Origin of the sequence: Microbispora sp. H10670, assembly GCF_014161385.1 — a bacterium.
GTDB classification, from domain to species: Bacteria; Actinomycetota; Actinomycetes; order Streptosporangiales; family Streptosporangiaceae; genus Microbispora; species Microbispora triticiradicis.
On record NZ_JABBWW010000009.1, the window covers coordinates 22001 to 41013 of the forward strand.

Below are 19013 nucleotides of genomic sequence, written 5' to 3' on the forward strand. Positions count from 1 at the left end.
TGGCCGGTGAAGGGCTGCCGGTGCAGGTGTGCTGCCGTGTCATGGGTGTGTCGGAGTCGGGCTACTACGCCTGGCGCTCTCGCCCGCCGTCGCCGCGATCGGTACGGCACGCCTGGCTGACCGAGGTGATCAACGCGGCCAACGCCGCCCGCAAGGCCGAGGTGGTGGAACTGGCCCGGCGCTTGGCCCGCGAGGACCGCCAGCCCCGGGGGCCGCAGCGCATGCCCGCCTGGAACGGCGATCACACGGCCAGGAAACCCACACAGCCGCCAATGGCACCGGCCCGGCCGAATTCGCCGTCCCAGCCTCCTACACACGCGCGCCACAGAGCCGGAGGAGATCTGCCGCGAGGTGGTGGAGCGCCGCACGCTGCCCCCCCGGCCCCGGCCCACACTGGTCGAGCCCGAAGAGGTCTTCGCCCGCGAGCCGGCCGGCCGCCCTCACCACGAACTCCCCCACCGGCAGACCCGAGCGTTTCGTCACGCCCACTCGCCGGTGGCCGCCAATTCATCCCAGCCGCGCCGGTCAAGCAAGCCGGCGGTCCAGTCGCGCCACTACGGACAGGTGCGTTCGTAGGGCAGGCCAGGCACGTCGTCTTCCCAGTCGTCCTGGGACAGGCCGGACCCGACAATGGTGCAGGCCATGCCGGTCGGGTCGGCGGCGATGGCCGGGGCAGCTCCCAGCTTCCAGAGCTCCACCGTGCCCGAGTCGATCGTGACGGCGAGCGTCTGTCCGTCGCGGTTGAACCGCACATCAGCGATCTCCGCGGTGGTGTCCGTCAGCACGGTCATCGCAGTCGGCGGCGCCGAGCCGCTGACATGCCAGAGAACCACGCGGCCCGCTGTGCTTCCAGTCACGAGTAGGCGGCCCTGGGGATGGATGTCCAGCGCTGAGATGTCGGGCGCCGGCACCGAGGACAGCAACCGTGGCCCGCCCACACGATTCACCGACCACAGGGATATGCCGGACGAGTTGGCCGTCGCCATCTCGCGCCCGTCGGCGCGGAATGCAGCATACGAGTAGCTCTCGTCGAGGGGAGAGCTGGAGTCCGGACCGTGCTGAATAGGCAGCAGGACGGGGGCCGAGGGGTTCGACACGTCCCATAACGAGTCGGGGAGGGCCAGCGTCGTGCCATCCGGCCCGAAGACCGCGGGAGTGCTCAAGCCAAAAGACTCGAATGGATCCAGAAGCGTTGTCCGCACTGGCTTTCTCGGGTCGGCCATGTTCCACAGGCCGACCCAAGTGGGGCTCCAGAGTTCGCCACCGGCCACTGCCAGGATCGGTCCCCGGGGGCTGATCGCCACGGCTTCCACTCCCGACTTCGGTGAGATCTCGGCCAGCCGGCGTGGGGCACCGGGATCGGAGGTGCCCCATAGGGTGATCTTCCCTTTCTGCCCGATGGAGCCGGCGCTGCTGCCGACGGCCAGCACGGTGCCGTCACGGTTGAAGGAGACCGTTTCAGCTCTTTGGAGGTGGCCGGTCAGTTGTGATCTCTTGCGGGGATGTGCGGGATCGGAGGTGTCCCAGAGCAGCACCTTTCCGTCGTATCCTCCTACCGCGAACGTGCGGCCGTCGGGGCTGAACGCCGATGCTGTGGGAAAGGCGCCAGCGGGGAGGGTCGCCGCTCGGTGTGGGGCTCGGCTGGTGACCAGCCAGCGTGTGATCGCGCCGGACCTGTCCGCGAGGTTGACGGTCCGGCCGTCGGGGCTGAACGCGATGGCACCGACCGGCTGCTCATGCAGACCCAGCGGGATGGGTTTTCCGGGGTGAGCCGGGTCGCTGACATCTCTGAGAATCGCCGTGTTGTCCAGCAGGCCGGCGGCAAGGAAACGGCCGTCGGGGCTGAACGCGACCGATTCGAGCTGCTCCTTGTGGTCGAGGGCGGTCAGCTGACGCGGATTTCTCGGTTCGCTGAGGTCCCACAGCGTCAGACGGTTGGCTCTGGTGACGGCGAGGACGGGTGCGGTGGGACTGAAGCTGGCGGTTCCGCCGAACAGCGGACGCTGGGCAACCGCCTTGGGGTGACGGAGATCGCTGACGTCCCACACGGTCCAGCCGGTGTGGTGGGTGAAGGATCCAGGGGAGAGGGAGTCGTCCTTGGCGGTGATGACCCCGGAGGCGGTGACGAGCGTGCGTCCGTCAGGACTGAACACCACGGTTTGTGCGTCGAACGCTTTGACCGGTCTCGTCAATCGACTGGGGGCGGATGGCTTGGCCACGTCCCAGAGTTCCAGGGTGCCCTTTGCCGAGCCCGCGACGACGGCCATCGTCCTGCCGTCCGGGCTGAAGGCCGCCGCTTGGGCGTCGTCCAGGTGTGTCCAGCTCTGCACGCGCCGTGGCCGGGTCCGGTTCGCGAGGTCCCAGAGCGTCAGGCTGCTGCGCTCCTGGCCGATGGCATTGGCGACGGTCACAAGCAAGCGATGGTCGGCGCTGAAGGCCAGGCTGCTCACTGGGTCGGCATGGCCGGAGAGCTTGGCCAGTTGCCGCGGACGGGCGGCGTCGCTGGTGTCCCACAGGTAGACGGCGTGGTCGTCGTCACCGGTGTCTGCCGTGGCCAGCAGGGTGCCGTCCCTGCTGAAGCCGGCCACGTCCGCTTTCCTTGCGCCTGCCACGGAGCTGCCTGCCAGCCGGGTGCGTTGCAGTGTGGCGAGCAGTCCCTCCTGTGTCTCGGGCGTCGGCTTGATGCGCAGAGCGGCAAGACTGAGTCTGATGGAGGTGCGAGGATCAGCGTCGCGGAGATTCTGGGCCTCCGCCTGGAGAGCTCGCACCGTTGCGAGGCGGCGCTGCTCCTCTGCGAGGTGCCTCTGATCCTCAGCCAGCCGCTGCTGCTTCTCCGCCTCAAGACGCTGAACGTTCGCGTTGTAGGCCATCGCCACTGCGAGCGCGAGAAGCACCGCCAGCGCCGTCACGCCCAGCCGCCGCAGCCGTACGGCCATGGCGTACTGCCGCACATCCTCACTGTCCAGCTCGTCCTTGGGAATGCCGTGGACGGCGGCCGCCAGCATGCCGACCGCCTCGCGGAATCCGCCGTGCCGCAAAGACAGCTCCGGCTCCGAGGAGGCCCACCTAAGGTCCGCCCAGAGCGGCTCCGCCTTGAACCAGCCCTGGAGGATGTCGGGCAGCGCGGTCGTCCGCTCCCAGTCGAAATCGGTCTCGTTGTGCTCCCAGACGATCTCGCCGCCGGTCAGGACGATCAGCATCGTGGCGGGGCCGCGGTGGGCCTGCCAGAAGGCGATCTCGCGGCGCACCCATACCGATCGGGCCGACTCGGGTGAGGCCAGCAGGATGAAGAACCGGGTGTTCTTCAGCGCCTCCTCGATGGTCGTCCACAGGTCCGGGTTGGCCGCTAGGCTGCCCTGGTCACGGAAGACCCGCAACGCGCGGACACGATTCCAGGGCTTACCCAGGCGGTGCAGACCGTGTTGTAGAGCGGGTGCGAGCATGCCGTCCGCCGCATGACTGTAGGACAGGAACGCGTCGTAAGAACTCCGGAACGTCCCAGGCCGCCTCATGCGTGCGACGCCCGCCACAGCGTGTGCTCGCGCGAGATCGCGTCCTCCGATCCCGCCACGAAGCTCGCCCATTCCTCCTCCGTCCGCATCAGCCGCACCCGCGAGGCGATCGTCGCGAGCTCATGGTGCGCCACCGCATAGGCGGTAGCCAGGTTTTGATGCTGCTTCGCCTGCACCCACGCCGCGCCGGCCGCCGCCAGCGCGGCGACGACACCGAGGAGATCGATGTCGATCAGGCCCACGGCCTTCAGCACCCCGGCGGTCAGACCCAGCAGCTCCAGGAAGGCCAGGGCGACCGACCACTGCGTGCCCCTGCGCTCGTTCCAGCGCGCCTTTCTCCCGTACCACTCCTGCTGGTCACCGATCCGCGCCCGCAGATAGGACTCCCGGCGCTCCTCCAGCGACAGCTTCCTGGCCCGGCGCATGCCTTCCGTCACCTGTTCCGGGTCGCCTCGGTCAGGGGTCAGCAAAACCCCTTCCACGTCGGACTCAATCTCGGCGAAGCGCGCGAGCAGCCGGTCGATCGCCTGCTCCTCGGTGACTTCCATCGTCCCGAGGGGGCTGCCGCCAACCATGTACCGCCAGGTGAGGGTCTTCGTCGACTCGGCCACGGCACGCCCGGCGTACCACTGCCGGTCAGGGCGCTCCTTCAGTAGGTACACCTCACTGACGAGCGCGGCCCCGAAGGCCACCGACGACACGACAGCGGCCATATCCGTGCCCGCGGCCCGTAACACGAACACACCGAAGGCAGCCGCGGTCACGAGCGCGCCGAGCTGAAACCTCGTCACAGCGAGATGACGCCGCTGGCCCTTGAGCGAACTGGCATCGGCCGCGCGATAAAGCGCGGGAAAGTCCTGGTAGCCGACCGTCTCCACCACACCACTCCCTGGGTAGCCGACCGTCCGTGCTCTCTACTGCCGGCACTCAAGATGGAGCGCCACACACGCTGCCCACCCTCCCCTCGGCCCACGCTGGTCGAGCCCGAGGAGGTCTTCGTCCGCGAGCTGGCCGCCCTCGCCACGGGCTCCGCGGGGCCATCTTGTGGATCCGAAGCCATCAGACCTTCTAGAGATCTGAACTCCGTACAGGCCCCTAGCAGCGGGTCCGCCAGGTAGGGGAGGTCTTCCTCCCCTCGAGGGAGTAGTTCCTCCCGCTCCGGCCGTAGATGCTCACCACCGTTCGCCAGGTGTACCAGCCGAAGTCGCGGCACTTGGCTTTGGGATGTGCCGTCCCGGCACCCCAGAGGGTTTTCTTCTGACGGTCGTCCCATCCCCAGGCGCGCTTCTGCTGGAGTGTGACCTCGATGAAGCCCCGGCCGACGCCGAGTCCGTTGCCGCAGGTAGCGCCTCCCTGGCCCACGACATGCCACTTTCCACTGAACTTCTGACCGTATGGCTTGCCGATCCAGACGCACATACCGAGCTGCTGCGCCGCCCGGGCCCGCGGCGTCAGAGATTGGGTCGTTGTGGAATCCGCGCTCGTCGATCCGACGGTGACGTCCCGGGAGGCGGCACTCGCCGAGGGGGTGGCGAGTGAGATGCCAGCGGATGCGGCCCCTGCGATGGCCAGCGTGGCGATGGAGGTGCGCAGGCGGGTGGGGGTGACGGTCATGTCCATATTCCTCTCCGCGATGTAGCTGATGCCGTTCCGCCCCCCTTTCCAAGCGAGACAGTCTGGAGACGTCTGCTACGCAGGCGGGGGGATGCAGCCGGGCGACAGACCGGCGGGCCGGGTGCGCCCGGGGCCCGCCCTGAAGGGCGGGCACCCTTGATGCCCAGGTCACCGTAGGTTGGCGACCTTTCCGCAGCGCGGATCACTTGCCCGGCTCTTGTCGAAGATGAAAGTGAAGGACGAACTGTAACCGCTGGAATAATATCGGCCACTGAGGCGGTGCCACCGGTTGTCCTGAATTCCGTTGCTGGTCTTCCTTACCGTTGCGGGAGCAGTGCTTCCGTCCCACCAGGCAACGTTCGCGTGGTTGCCGCCATGGTTTCGGCCCTTGTTTATGCGGTATTGTAACCAGTTTATCCGATAGATCCCCCCGTTCGATTTGCGTGAGAAGTTCACGTAGAGACTTCCGGTGAACCCACCCTTAGAGCAGGAGTAGGTGTAGCCCTCTGACCGCGTCGACTCTGCGAGTGCTGACGTTTGTTCCGCCTGTGCAGGTACGGCAGTGCCGAGTCCGGCGCCCATCGCCATGACCACCGCGGCGAGTGCGAGTCGCTTACGTACGTTCACCATTTGATCCCTTCTGCTCTGAGCATTCAGACGCGCGTGGAGAGAGTCATCCGGGCCGGCTGGCCACTTCGACCCTTCCGGTCCGTCCGACATGAAACGCTGCCGGGACGCGGATAACCGGGCGACCACGCCGATGAACAGGGCGCCGCCTTCGCGTCCATCGGGCCACAGCCGCGCCCGCCGGAGCGGCGGAGGGTGATCTGTCTCGTCTCATTTCCCTCTCGTTCTACTGGGCGTCCCCGGTCTTGCCGTCGCGCTGATCGGTGGGCGGCGGCGAGATTTGCAACCGGCCGTCCGTGACCCCGTTGTACTCAAGGCCGGTTGTCCGGTGTCGGGGGGTGGACGCCTGACAACAGATTCCGGACAATAGTTTTCCAACCGAGTCAATCGGGGAGGCGGGAATGCCACGGTCCGAGCGACCTTTGGACGACGACGGCAGCGAGTTGACGAGTTTCGCCGCCGACCTGCGCTTGTTACGCGTCAAAGCAGGCAACCTTCCCTATCGGGAGCTGGCCACTCGCGCCCATTACTCGTCGACCACGTTGGCCGATGCGGCGTCGGGCAGGAAACTGCCCAGCCTGGCCGTCACGCTCGCCTATGTACGAGCCTGTGGCGGTGATCCGTCGGAATGGGAGCATCGATGGCGGGCGTTGGCAGCGCGAGGCGCGGCCTCGGTTCCCGCCGATTCCGTTCCCATGACCTCCGACGACGGGGCTCGTGGGCCCTATGCCGGGCTGGCGGCGTTCCAACCGGAGGACGCGGATTGGTTTTTCGGCAGGGAGCGGCTCACTGAGGATCTGGTTTCCCGGGTACGGCAGTCTCGATTCCTTGTGGTATTCGGTGCTTCCGGATCGGGAAAGTCGTCACTGCTCCGGGCTGGGCTGCTTCCCGCGATCGGCGGCGGGGGGTCCGCGACCGCGGGGTGGCCGATCCTGCTGTTCGCGCCGGGCCCACACCCGCTCGAGGAGTGCGCGGCGCGGCTGGCCGCTCTGAGCGGAGGGTCGGCGACCTCGCTCCACGATGAGCTCGCGAAGGAGTCGCGCGCCCTGCATCTGACCGCGTTGCAGATCCTGGCAGACCGCCCGGCCGACAGCGAGATGCTGGTCGTGGTGGACCAGTTCGAGGAGGTCTTCACGCTCTGCCGCGACACCCGTGAGCGTGAGCGGTTCATCGACGTGCTGGTCACCGCGGCCCGGGCGGCCAACAGCCGGACCAGGGTGGTCCTCGGCGTCCGGGCTGACTTCTATGCCCGCTGTGCCGAGCAGCCCGATCTCGTCGAGGCGCTCGGCGGCGCCCAACTGCTGGTCGGCCCGATGTCCACCGAGGAACTGCGTCAGGCGATCACCAAACCCGCGTCGCGGGCCGGGTGCGCGGTTGAGGGCGCCCTGCTGGCGCGGGTCGTCGCCGACGCCGCAGGGCAGGCGAACGTGCTCCCCCTGGTCTCACACGCGCTGCGGGAGACATGGCGCCGCCGCCGCGGCAACACTCTGGCACTGTCCGGTTACGAGGCCGCCGGTGGTATCAAGAACGCCCTTGCGCAGACCGCCGAGACCGTGTACGCCGGTTTGACCCCGCGGCAGCAGGACCTCGCGCGGGGGATCTTCCTCCGGCTCGTCGCCGTCGGCGAGGGCACCGACGACACCAAACGGCGTCTGCGCCGCGCCGACCTCGACACCAGCCGGGACGACACAGATGAGGTCCTGGACGCCCTGGCCTATGCCCGCCTCGTCACGCTGGACACCGACACCGTCGAGATCACCCACGAGGCACTGCTCCACGCCTGGCCGCGCCTGCGCGACTGGATGAACGAGGACCGTGCCGGACTGCTGGTGCACCAGCAGCTGACAGCGGCCGCCGCCGCATGGGAGGCAGAGAACCGTGACCCGGCCGCCCTCTATCGCGGCGGTCGTCTGGCCGTCGCCATGGAGTGGGCCGAACGTCATCGCGACGACGTCCTGCTGACCAGGCGGGTCGAGCGGTTCCTCGCAGCCTCGGTCAGGCAGCACAGCCGCTCGGCCACACTGCGCCGTACCGCCGTCGCTCTGCTGGCCGTACTCACCCTAGTCGCCTCGACCGCCGCAGTCATCGCGCTCCAGCAGCGTTCCGAGGCGCGGGCCGAGCGCGACCGGGCCGTGGCGGAGCAGGTGATGACCGAAGCGGACCAGGTCCGGACCACCGACCCGTCCCTCGCGGCCGAACTGGACTTGGCGGCGTATCGCATCCGGCCCAATCGGGAGGCGGTCACCAGCCTGCTCGACACCCGGAACGTGCCCCTGTCCACTCCACTGACCGGGCACACCGCACCGGTGTACGCGGTGGCGTTCAGCCCGGATGGGCGCACCATGGCCACCGGTGCCCGCGACAACACGATCCGGCTGTGGAACGTGTCCGACCCAGCCCGTCCCACGCCTCTGGGCCGGCCGCTGACCGGCCACACCAGCTGGGTGTACTGGCTGCAGTTCAGCCCAGACGGCCGCACCCTGGCCAGCGCGAGCCGCGACCTGACAGCGCGGCTGTGGGACGTCCGCGACCCCGCGCACCCCAGACAATGGGGACCCCCGCTGACCGGTCACACCAACTACGTGTTCTCGGTGTCCTTCAGCAAGGACGGAAGAACCCTCGTGACCGCCAGTCAGGACCGAACCCTGCGGCTGTGGGAGGTGACCGACCCGGCCCACCCGGCCCCTCTCGGCCGGCCGCTGACCGGCGACACCGACCCCGTGGCCTCGGCCGCCTTCAGCCCCGACGGGCGCACGGTGGCCAGCGCCGGCCACGACCACACCATCCGCCTATGGAACGTGACCGACCGGACCCATCCCTCACCGTGGAGACCGCCCCTGACCGGCCACACCGACGCCGTCTACGCGGTGGCCTTCAGCCCAGACAGCCGGACCCTGGCCAGCGTGGGCAACGACAACAACGTGCGCTTCTGGGACGTGTCCGACCCCGCGCACGCCGCTGCTTTGGGGCGTCCCCTGAGCGGTCACACCAACACCATCCTCGCGGTGGCCTTCAGCCCCGACGGGCGTACCCTGGCCACCGGCGGCGCCGACAACACCGTACGGCTGTGGGACGTGACCGACCCCGCCCACCCGGCCGCCCTGGGCGCACCGCTCACCGGCCACACCGGCTTCATCGTCTGGGCCGCCTTCAGCCCCGACGGGCGCACCCTCGCCAGCGCCAGCGTCGACCGCACCGTACGACTGTGGAACCTCCCACGGACCTTCCTGGCGGGCCACACCGGCACCGTCAACGCGGTGACGTACAGCCCCGACGGACACACCCTGGCCAGCGCAAGCAACGATCGGACGGTCCGACTGTGGGATCTGTCCGACGCCTCGCACCCCAAACCGCTCGGACAGCCGCTCACCACGCCCGGCGCCGTCGACCAAATCGCCTACAGCCCCGACGGCCGTACCCTAGCCGCGACCGGCGACGACCGCACCGTGCGCCTGTGGGCCGTGTCCGACGCCGCGAACCCCGGATCACTGGGATCGATCCCGACAAGCGCGGCTGATCCCCCGCACGCGCTGGCGTTCGGCCCGGCCGGTCACCTCCTCGCCACCGATGGCCCCGATTTCACGCTCCGGCTGTGGGACGTGTCCGACCCGGCGCACCCGAAAGCGTGGGGGCAGCCGTTGACGGGTCAGATCAGCCCGGCCCATTGGGCGGGCTTCAGCCCGGACGGCCACGTCCTGGCCGCCTCCAGCGCAGACCAGATGGTACGGCTGTGGGACGTCCGTAACCGAGGACGATCCCAGCCGATGGCCACGATCGCGACCGGCGACACCGGCGGCATCCTGTGGGGCGCCTTCAACCCCGGCGGCGCGCTTCTGGCGACGGCCGGCGTCGGTCACACCGTCCAGTTGTGGGACGTCCGCGACCCGGCGCACCCCCACGCGCTGGGACAGCCGCTGACCCGGCACAGCAGCCCGGTACGATGGGTGGGCTTCAGCCCCGACGGGCTGACCCTGGCCAGCACGGGCGACGACGGAACACTCATGCTGTGGGACGTCTCCGATCCAGCCCGTGCCACGCCGCGGGGCAAGCCCCTGAGAGCCGGTCACATCGGCCCGATCCTTGGTGCCGCCTTCAGCCCCGACGGGCACACCCTGGCCAGCGCGGGGGACGACCGCACCATCAAACTCACCCATCTGAACCTCGGCGAGGCCATCCAGCGGATCTGCGCCACCACGGCCGGCGTCCTCACTTTGAAGCAGTGGCAGCAGTACATACCGGAACTTCCGTTTAGTCCGCCCTGCCGATGAAGGGGTCGCTGGAGCGGCTGGGAGCTACCGGCTCCTAAGAGGGCGTTAGATTTGCACTTTTCGTCCTAGTACGTCCCTCTCCAGGTTGGTGTAGTTTCGCCGGTTACGCGCTTACTGACGTTGTCGATCATCGCAATGTGGATCATCGTTGGCGTTCGATGACCCAGCGGCGTTTCAGCAGGTGGAAGCCCTTGATGTCGGATTCGCGGGGGACGATCTCGGCGTCGATGCCCAGGGCTGCGGCATGCTCGGCGAACTGGGTCTTGAAGCTGGCGTCGACCCAGGTCTTGGCAATCGTGGGATGAGCGGCTTTGGCCTGGTCAAGCACTCGGGTTCCGGCGTGGTTCTCCGAGACCGAGGCGGCGCAGACGGTCACCGCCAGGAGTAGGCCAAGCGCGTCGGTGGCGACACTGCGTTTCCGCCGGACGATCTTCTAGACTTCAGGCTGCGCGAGTTCACCGCCCCCGACGGCGTGGACGCCGTACTGGCCCTCTACGGCGGCCCGGCACGTCACGGAGCGCCTGAGCTTCGAGCGCGCGGCCGAACCTAGGTGGAAGCCGCCCTCGCCACCGTGATCGAGGCTGCCAGGGACGAACCGCGGACCGAGTACTCCTTGACCGCGGTCCGTCCTACGAGAGATCTCATCGCCTCCGCCCGCCCGCGCGGCCGTCGACACCCAGTGACCGGGACTGTGCTGCTTGGTCTGGCGCCAGGCCATCGCTCGGCATCAGGCCAGTTCGCCGGCGAGGCCGGCCTTCTTGACCAGGCGGCCCCAGCGAGGGCTGCGGGCGAAGGCCCGGGCGATGGCGACGCCGCTGGGCAGGTCTCCGTCCTCCTGACGGTTCTGCTGCGCCCACTGCCAGGCCGCTCTCTGCAGCACCCGGCCGCCCCCCTTGGGCTCAGCCACGATGGCGTCTTTCTCCTGGCCGTCTTGTAGCTCGACATGTTCAGCTTCCGCATGGGCGGCAAGATCAGGGGGGAGAGCAGGCAACTCTTGAGGTTCTGCCCGGCCTTCTGCGCAGCGGCGAATCTGGGACATCAGGAGTTCGTAGCTGCCGATCAAGGCCAGGGACGGCCAGGCGGCGGTGATGCGCCCGATCAGGCTGGGTTCCGCGATGGAGACGTTCGCTCCGAGGCTGGCCAGGCTGCCGACCACGAGCAGACTCCAGGCCAGGACGCCGCCACGGGAGCCGGAGCGGTTAGCCAACATGATGGACATCGAGGCGACGACGATCAGGCCGTCGACCGCGAGCGGGATGAGCACCGCTGCCAGGTGATCCTCACCGTGACGCAGGCGCAGCTCGTGCATGTGCCTGAACGACACGACGCCCGCGATCAGCGCCAGTAGCGCGACACCCGCGATCGTCCTACGTTGGATGCGGCGAACAGCGTGAGTGCTTGGCTCCCCCACCGGTCAGCCCTCCCGACCAGGGAGAACGAGCGTGGTGGACGCCGCGAAGGGTATGTACGTATTAAGCATGTCCCCCCACCCATTCGAACCCCCATGGGCACGATCAAATGTGTGGAGAGTCTGGTCGCCAGAGCCCGGCACGTCCTTACCTATGGCCAGAAGCATTCCATGGTGCGCGTGCTGCAGGGCTCAACGTGATGATCTAGCTGACCAGCGAGTCCCGCACTCCTTACAAGCCGACCCCAGCGGGGACTCTGTGCAAATCTCCGAGAAATCGCTGCACCACTGGGCAACGAGCCGTCCGGACTTCGGTCTGCCAGTGCCCACCTCCAGGCTGCTCTCTGAACCTCTCCGCCCTCGTGAGACGCCACGATAAGCAACGTCCACGGGAGGACCCCGCCCCGCCGGCCGTACCGGCTCTCAGCAACAGCGCCATGGACGAGCTGACGACCGTACCGTCCACCGACAGCGGTACGAGCGCAGCGGTCAGCGTGCTCTCTCCATGAGCGAGCGCCAGCTCATGCATGTGACGGAACGAGACGGCCGCGGCGATCGAAGCGGACAGCAGCACGCTGCCCGTCGACGTCCGCCGGATCCAGCGGTTGGGGGACGACGTCATCGTGTTCACCCCTCCGCCACGGCTCGAAGCGTGCGGACACGACGCTTGGGAAGAGGCCTGACCGCCTCAACTGTGAGCTGTCGAGCACGAACGACCTGGCCAAACGGGGTCTCTCCAGTTTCCCTACTTCTGGGTCCCTTGCTGGGGGCACTCACCGAATCGCGGCGCAGGCGCCCCTTGTCGTACCCCGGTCGTACGCTACATGGCGATGGGTACACGAGGTGTAGAAGGCGCTTACCAGGGCGCGCTCCGGGCGTTCCAGAATCCGATGCTCGCCCTGCTCCACCAGACGCACGCGCCGTTCGTCGTGACGGTGCTGGCGATGGTCTTCACCGCGGAGCGGCCAAAGGTGGCGGTGGCGGACTCGCACGCGGAGATCAACGACGCTCTCGACCAGTTGCGGGCCGCGGGCTACGGCGACGAGGACAACCAGCCGCTGCCCACCGGGAACGCACGGGACCTGTGCAGGCAGTGGGTGCAGGCCGGCTGGTTGGTGCGGCAGGTGTCCGACGACGACGTCGAGGTGTACCGGCTGTCCGCGTACGGCGTCGGTGCGCTCGAGGTCGCCGGGCGGGTCGGCGGAGCGCGGACCAGGGTGTCGGAGTCCCGGGTCAGGACCCTGCTGGAGGCGATCGAGCGACTCGCGCAGGACGCCGATCCGGACGTGATGGCCCGGATAGCGCGCCTCCACGAGGAGATCCAGCACCGTCAGAAGGAGCTCACCCGGCTTGAGCAGGGTGGCGTCGTCGAGACCGTCGAGGACGAGCAGCTGCTTGAGGCGGCCGAGAACGTGCTGCACCTGGCGCGGGAACTGCCTGCGGACTTCGCCCGTGTGGCGGAGTCGATCAAAGCCATCCAGCGCGACGTCGTCGCGGAGTTGCGGCACGATGCGCGGCCGACCGGTGAGGTGCTCCGCGAGTACCTGGCCCGCGGCCGGCGCATCCTGGACGCGACACCGGAGGGCCGTGCGTTCGCGGGGGCGTTGCGTCTGATCGGCGACCCGGCGCAGATCGAGGACCTGTGGAACCAGCTGCGCACGGTGCTGCGCCACCGGTTCACCGGTCTGCTGCCGGAGCAGCAGCGGCGGGAGCTCACCGAGATCTCGCGCCGGATCGAGCAGGGCGTCAAGGAGGTGCTGACCGCGCAGCGGCAGGCCTCCCATGTGATCACCACTCAGGTCCGCAACCACGATCCGATGCGGGATCGCCAGGTGGACGAACTCCTGAGGGACGTGATGTCCGGTCTCCACAAGTGGGTTCCCGGTTCACGCCGCGGCGAGGCCGTCGAGCCGCTCCGTCGCCTGCCGGTTGCCGACGTCGGAAATTTGCGGCAGCGGACGAGCGACCTGCGGCCACCACAGCCGCCCCCGCCGTTGGCGGAATGGGACGAGGCAGAGGACATGCCGGCCGCGGACACCCGGGCATGGGGTGGCCCTCGGTACGCCGAGTTGCGCGCGCACCTGGCGTCGTTCGCGGGTGACGCGGACAGCGTGGACGTCATAGCCGCGTTCCGCGCGGCGGGCGAGGACATCCGGCGGCCGGTCGACCTGCTCGGCCTGCTGGAAATCGCCCACGACGCCGGGATGACCGAGACGGCCGAGGTCGCGGTGGTCGACACGGTCCGGCCCGACCGGACCCGGCGACGGTTCGCTCTCGGCGGTGTGGTGGCGGCGAACCCGGCGAGCGCGGCGAGCGCGGACAGGAGCGGTGGCGATGAGTGAGCCGGACGGCGCCGACGACGGCTGGTCGGCGGACACGCGGACCGGGTTCATCGACCCGATCTCGATGGAGGACGATCCGGCCGAGTTGTACGCCGGCGACGCGGGCACGCTGGACGCTGACGTGCGGCGGGTGCTGGTCCAGTTGTTGCGGCGCAGGTTCCTGCTGGCCGAGAAGAACCCCGCGCAGTGGCGCACGTTGCTGGAGAACCAGCAGATCATCGAATCGCGGATGCACGACCTGTTCGTCCGGCTCGTGGTCGACCACGACCGCGGCGTCGCCTACAAGCAGCAGGTGCGCTCGGCGGAACTGGACGTGCCGATCCTGCTCAAGGACGACCCCTACACCCGGGCCGAGACCTTGGTGCTGGTGCACCTGCGGACCGTCTTCCAACGGGAGCGCGGCACGGGCGAGGCGTCCGCAAGGGTGGACATCGAGGAGCTGGAGCAGACCGTGCTGACCTACTTCGATCCGAACGACCACAATCTGGCCCGCGGCCAGCAGGAGGTCCGCAACGCGGTGCAGCGGCTGGTCACCGAAGGTCTGCTCACGGAGGAGTCCGCAGGCCGTTATCGGATCACCCCGATGGTGGAGGTCGTGCTGAGTACCGCGAGGCTCGCCGAACTGGAGCAGTGGTTGCGCGGACAGAACGAGGCCACGGCGTGAGCATGATCGACACGCTGTTCGGGCTGATCCCGGCGGCGTCACGGGGCCAGCAGTGGGTGGCGCGGGCCCTGCAACTGGTCAACTGGGGCGGCTACGACGGATATCACCACCTGCGACTCGCACCCGGCGCCACCCTGTTCAGCGGAGGTTCCGGATCCGGCAAGTCGACGCTGATGGACTCCTACATCGCGCTGCTCATGCCGCACACGACTCCCTTCAACGGGGCCTCCAACGGCGGGGTGGTCGGCAGGCCCCGGGGCAAGGACCAGCGCAACATCCTCTCCTACGCGCGCGGCAAGCTCGACGAGTCCCGGACCGACGGCGAGACGAGGTCGCGGGTGCTGCGCGGGGACGGCCGCGACACCTGGTCGGCCATCGCGATGACATGGGCCGACCACACCGGCGCCGAGTTCACCGCGCTCCGGGCCTGGTATGTCCCGTCGTCCGCCCGCAGCCTCGACGAAGTCGTGGCGGTGCGCGCCACCTGTGACCGCTCGTACGATCTGCGCACGCTGGAAGGCCCGGCGAACAGGAAGCTCGCGCGTGCCGAGGTCGAGGCGACCGGCTTGAAGTGCTTCGACACCGACCGCGATTTCACCGCGCGTCTCCACACCACGCTCGGCATCGGCGCCGCGGGCGACGGGCACAAGGCGGTCGCGCTGCTGGGCCGGATCCAGGCCGGTCAGCAGATCACCACCGTCGACGCTCTCTACAAGACGATGGTCCTTGAGGAGCCGTCCACACTGGCCACGGCGGACGCGGTGGTGCAGCAGTTCGACGAACTGTCCGGCACCCGGACCAGAATGATCACCGCCCGCCAGCAGGTGAAGGCGTTGACCCCGATCCGCGAACACCGGCGCACCATCGACGAGGCACTGGACCGGTCACGCCTCATCGACGAGGTCGGATCGTTCGCCGACACGTCGTCCCCTGCCGCGTTGTGGCGTCATGAACGCCGGCTCGACCTGCTGCGCGCCGCCGAGAAGGACCTGGCTGAGCGGCACCGCCGAGCCGAGGATGAACTGTCGGAGACCACCACCCTGGTCAAGGCGACCGAAGTACAGCGTGATGGGGTGGCTGACACGCTTCGCGCGTCCGGTGGTGACCGTCTGGACACCGCACTCCGGGAGATCCGCGGCGTGGAGCAGCGACTGGCCGATGTCGAACGCTCGCGGGAGCGGCTGGACCGGGCGCTCGCCACGATCGGCGCCTGCGTGTCGAACGGCGATGACTTCGCCGCACTGGTCGAGACGGCGCATCGGTCGCTGGCCGACGCCGACGCCAGGAGGGCCGTCCATGAGCGGTTCGCCGACGCGAGGTCGGAGAAGAAGGACGCCGACCGCGAGCTGGCCGGGTTGCTCGCCGAGCACAAGGCGGTCAGGAACCGGCGGGGCAACATCCCGACCGAGCTGCACGTGGCTCGCGCGGCGCTGGCCGAGGCCGCCGGGCTCAGCCCGGACGACCTGCCGTTCGTCGGCGAGCTGATCGAGGTGCGGACGGAGTTCGAGCCGTGGCGCGAGGCGTTCAACCTGGCGCTCGGCGGATTCGCCACGCGGATGCTGATCGACATCGGCCGGCTGAACTCGTTCCGCGAAGCGATCAACGCGGTGCCGACCGCCCGGCGTATCCAGTTCGAGGGCGTGCGTACCGGTCTGCGGGACGAAGTCGGGCTGAACGACAAGACGCTCCCCGGCCGGCTCGACTACCGGCCGTCGCCGTTCACCCCCTGGCTCAAGAGCGAGTTGGCCCGTCGGTTCGACTTCGTCTGCGTCGAGACACCCAGGCTGCTGGGGCAGTACCCCAAGGCACTCACGATCACTGGCCAGACGTCGGAGAGCGGCCGGGGCGCGCACGGCGGCCACGGCCGCGCCAACCTGCTCGGTTTCACCAACACCAGGTTGCTCGCCGACCTTGAGAACCGGATGAGCCTTGCGCGGGAACGCCGTGACGAGGCTGTCGCCCGGGCGACGAAGGCGGAGGAGGACCTCGACTCGGTCGAAACCAGACGCATGACCTACCAGATCCTGACCGAGTTGTCCTGGGACCAGGTGGACGTCGAGTCCGTCACGGCGGAACGGGACCGCTGGAACCGCATCGTCGACGAAATCCGCGCAGGCGATCCGCGCATCGACCAGATGCAGCGCCAAGTGGACGAACTCAAGGAGCAGGCCAGGGAACTGACCGAACGCGTCGGCCGGCAGAAGGAGAACGTGCGGATACTCGGTGAGTCCTGGCAGGCGACCGTCGACGAGGTGGACCGCGCACAGCAGGCCCTCGACACGGCCGCGGAGACAGGCGCCGATGTCGGTCAGGAGCATCGGGCTTACCTGGAGGCGCTGTTCGACAGCGACCCGGACGGCACCGCCCCGGCGGGTGCGCTCGCGGAGTTCGACGCGGCGGTCAAACGGGCCACCGAGCGGCTCCGCGCCGACCGGCAGACCGCGGCGGAGGCGATCGGCAGGTCGAAGAAGGCGCTGCTCGACACGTTCTCGACGTTCGTCGAGCGCTGGCCGAACCCGAACCCCGGCATCGACGCGGACGACTCGTACCGCGACTTCGATCGCTTGCTCACCGACCTGGAGACCAGCGGGCTGCACGAACTGGAGAACGAGTGGCGGGACAGCCTGCTCAAACTGTCCGGCAACGACCTCACCGGCCTGGACAGCGAACTCGCCGCCGCTGTCCGGGAGATCCGCGACCGGATCGACCCGGTCAACCGCATCCTCGCCGAACTGCCGTTCGCTGACGACAGGCACCGGCTGCGCATCGACCCGCAGGAGAGCCACTCCACGGTGCGTGCCCGATTCCGCAAGGAACTGCGCGAAGTACGCGCCTTCATCGACCAGGCGGCGACGGACGAGGACCGGGAACGCGCCTATCACCGGATGGCCAAGGTGATCGACCGCATCCGACGCACCGCGCCCGACTTCGCCGACCTCGTCGACGTGCGCAACCATGTTCGGATCAGTGCCGAGAAACGCGATCTCGAGGGTGGACACGTCGCCGTGTACGACCACATCGGCGAGAAGTCCGGCGGCGAGTCGCAGGAACTGGTCGCGTTCATCGTCGGGGCCGCATTGCGGTACCAACTGGGCGACGCGGGTGCCGACCGCCCCCGCTACGCCCCCGTCTTCCTCGACGAGGCGCTGATCAAGGCGGACGCGCACTTCACCGGCCGGGCCATCGGCGCGTGGCGTGGTCTCGGCTTCCAGCTCGTCATCGGCGCCCCCAACGACAAGCACAGCGCGATCGAGCCGCATGTGGACGCGGAGTACCTGATTCTCAAGAACTCCCAGGGCCGGTCCTGGGCGAAACCCCTGGTCGGTGTTCCGGACGCATGAGCGTACTCGTCACCCCGAAGGACGCCGTCGAGGCCGTCCGCCGCAAGATCGACCAGAAGTGGGCGGAAGCCGTGTGCGCGGGCCTCGGCGTCGGCGACCAGGTCGTGTTCTCCGTTCCGCTCCGCCCCGGCGTGTCGACGGGCAAGGCCGTCGAGCGACTCGGGCACGCCGCCTGGCACGAGTGGCACATGCAGTGGCGCGAGTTCGCCGGCCGGCTCCCCTCCGGTGTGGAACTCGTCCTCAAGGCGGTGACCATCCGAGGAGTCGCCGGCGACTTCCCCGCCACGCTCATCGCGGACCTGGACGGCGCCGTCTCGCTCATGGCCGACACCCGTACCGGTGCCGAACCTCCGGCCGTGGACATCGACCGTGCCCGTGCGCTCGCGTCGGCGCTGCGGTCCGCCGGAGCGATCCTCACCCCGGCCACGCTCCGGGCCGTCTGCCGTCTTCCGGCCGTCGACGTGGAGGTTCTGGTCAGTGCCGTGACCTGGCTACGCCGGCACCCCGACGCCGGCGCGTGGACCCTGCGGCAACTCCCGGTCCCCGGCATGCACACCAAATGGCTCGACACCCACGGCGCGTTACTGCGCGACGTCGCCGGACGCGATGTGCGAGGGGAAGTCCGGCCCCGGCCGACCGTCATGCACCTGACCTACGTCGACCCTGACCACGCTGCGTCCGGCCGCCGCAGGCACGACGCCTGGACCACCGGTGACGTGCACGACATCGCCTACCGCCCACGCGTGGTCCTCGTGGTCGAGAACCGCGACTCCCGCCTCTGGTTCCCGCCGGTCAAGGACACGATCGTGGTCGAGGGCGGCGGCAAGGCCGCGGCTCCCCTGCTCGCGAACGTGCCGTGGATCCGCGCGGCGGACCATGTCGTCTACTGGGGCGACATCGACGCGGACGGCTACACGATCCTCGACCGGTTCCGCGCCGCGCTGGCCGAGCCCACCCCCGACGGCGCACCGCCGAAGCCCGTCACCTCCATCCTCATGGACGCCACCGACCTGCACCACTACTCCGAGCACGGCGTCAACCACGACAGGGCGGGCCGCCCCATCAAGCCGTCACCGGCGAACCTCCCGCACCTCACCGAAGCCGAGAGCATCGCGTACGACACCATCGCGACCGCAGGCTCCACCCCGTTCCGCCGGATCGAGCAGGAAGCCATCCCTCTCACCCACGCCGTGAACCGACTGCTACAGATCTTGAAAAGCCAGGGACTGTGAGAACG

At 68.8% G+C, this 19013-nt stretch carries 10 protein-coding genes and 1 pseudogene; 5 read left to right on the forward strand and 6 right to left on the reverse strand.

Features of this window, described 5'->3' with window-relative positions:
- Positions 1-554 precede the first annotated feature (554 nt).
- From HHX33_RS15235 to HHX33_RS15245, 3 genes are all read right to left on the reverse strand, one after another.
- Positions 555-3584, reverse strand: a complete 3030-nt coding sequence (locus HHX33_RS15235; RefSeq protein ID WP_310741383.1) for a TIR domain-containing protein — start codon at positions 3582-3584, stop codon at positions 555-557.
- The gene (locus HHX33_RS15240; RefSeq protein WP_182875177.1) at positions 3509-4390 is read right to left on the reverse strand and encodes a DUF4231 domain-containing protein; all 882 of its coding nucleotides are present in this window, start codon (positions 4388-4390) and stop codon (positions 3509-3511) included. The genes HHX33_RS15235 and HHX33_RS15240 overlap by 76 nt, the downstream gene beginning before the upstream one ends.
- Positions 4391-4607: 217 nt before the next feature.
- Positions 4608-5132 carry a hypothetical protein gene (locus HHX33_RS15245; RefSeq protein WP_182875178.1) on the reverse strand — a complete coding sequence of 175 codons (525 nt, stop codon included), beginning with the start codon at positions 5130-5132 and terminating at the stop codon, positions 4608-4610.
- A 1316-nt stretch (positions 5133-6448) separates the two neighbouring features.
- On the opposite strand from HHX33_RS15245, the gene HHX33_RS37210 reads away from it, so the two are divergent.
- Complete coding sequence (locus HHX33_RS37210; RefSeq protein WP_396784875.1) at positions 6449-10021, forward strand: hypothetical protein; 3573 nt, start codon at positions 6449-6451, stop codon at positions 10019-10021.
- Between the two features lie 65 nt (positions 10022-10086).
- Here the strand turns inward: HHX33_RS37210 and HHX33_RS36035 are convergent.
- The 3 genes and pseudogenes from HHX33_RS36035 to HHX33_RS36040 form a co-directional block, all read right to left on the reverse strand.
- Positions 10087-10454, reverse strand: a pseudogene (locus HHX33_RS36035) (transposase); the annotation flags it as partial.
- A gap of 294 nt (positions 10455-10748) precedes the next feature.
- Complete coding sequence (locus HHX33_RS15260; protein WP_310741384.1) at positions 10749-11432, reverse strand: DUF2637 domain-containing protein; 684 nt, start codon at positions 11430-11432, stop codon at positions 10749-10751.
- Between the two features lie 229 nt (positions 11433-11661).
- Entirely contained in the window at positions 11662-12051 is a 390-nt protein-coding gene (locus tag HHX33_RS36040; RefSeq protein ID WP_310741385.1) for a DUF2637 domain-containing protein, read from the reverse strand.
- A gap of 208 nt (positions 12052-12259) precedes the next feature.
- Between HHX33_RS36040 and HHX33_RS15270 the strand changes: the two genes are divergently transcribed.
- From HHX33_RS15270 to HHX33_RS15285, 4 genes are read left to right on the forward strand one after another with little or no spacing between them, the layout of a single operon-like run.
- Positions 12260-13771, forward strand: coding sequence for a DUF3375 domain-containing protein (locus HHX33_RS15270; protein WP_182875181.1), 1512 nt, complete (start codon positions 12260-12262; stop codon positions 13769-13771).
- A complete protein-coding gene (locus HHX33_RS15275) occupies positions 13764-14435 on the forward strand; it encodes a DUF4194 domain-containing protein (RefSeq protein WP_182875182.1) in 672 nt (223 codons plus the stop codon). The genes HHX33_RS15270 and HHX33_RS15275 overlap by 8 nt, the downstream gene beginning before the upstream one ends.
- A 2-nt stretch (positions 14436-14437) precedes the next feature.
- Positions 14438-17776 (forward strand): ATP-binding protein, encoded by a 3339-nt coding sequence (locus HHX33_RS15280; RefSeq protein ID WP_259402518.1) that lies wholly within the window; start codon positions 14438-14440, stop codon positions 17774-17776.
- Positions 17773-19008 (forward strand): DUF3322 and DUF2220 domain-containing protein, encoded by a 1236-nt coding sequence (locus HHX33_RS15285; RefSeq protein ID WP_182875184.1) that lies wholly within the window; start codon positions 17773-17775, stop codon positions 19006-19008. The genes HHX33_RS15280 and HHX33_RS15285 overlap by 4 nt, the downstream gene beginning before the upstream one ends.
- The last annotated feature ends 5 nt before the right edge of the window (positions 19009-19013 follow it).

Coding starts and splice junctions, on each gene's coding strand:
- HHX33_RS15235 (WP_310741383.1), bottom strand. CDS start 3,584: ATGGGCGAGCTTCGTGGCGGGATCGGAGGACGCGATCTCGCGCGAGCA.
- HHX33_RS15245 (WP_182875178.1), bottom strand. CDS start 5,132: ATGGACATGACCGTCACCCCCACCCGCCTGCGCACCTCCATCGCCACG.
- HHX33_RS37210 (WP_396784875.1), top strand. CDS start 6,449: ATGACCTCCGACGACGGGGCTCGTGGGCCCTATGCCGGGCTGGCGGCG.
- HHX33_RS36040 (WP_310741385.1), bottom strand. CDS start 12,051: ATGACGTCGTCCCCCAACCGCTGGATCCGGCGGACGTCGACGGGCAGC.
- HHX33_RS15270 (WP_182875181.1), top strand. CDS start 12,260: ATGGGTACACGAGGTGTAGAAGGCGCTTACCAGGGCGCGCTCCGGGCG.
- HHX33_RS15275 (WP_182875182.1), top strand. CDS start 13,764: ATGAGTGAGCCGGACGGCGCCGACGACGGCTGGTCGGCGGACACGCGG.
- HHX33_RS15280 (WP_259402518.1), top strand. CDS start 14,438: ATGATCGACACGCTGTTCGGGCTGATCCCGGCGGCGTCACGGGGCCAG.
- HHX33_RS15285 (WP_182875184.1), top strand. CDS start 17,773: ATGAGCGTACTCGTCACCCCGAAGGACGCCGTCGAGGCCGTCCGCCGC.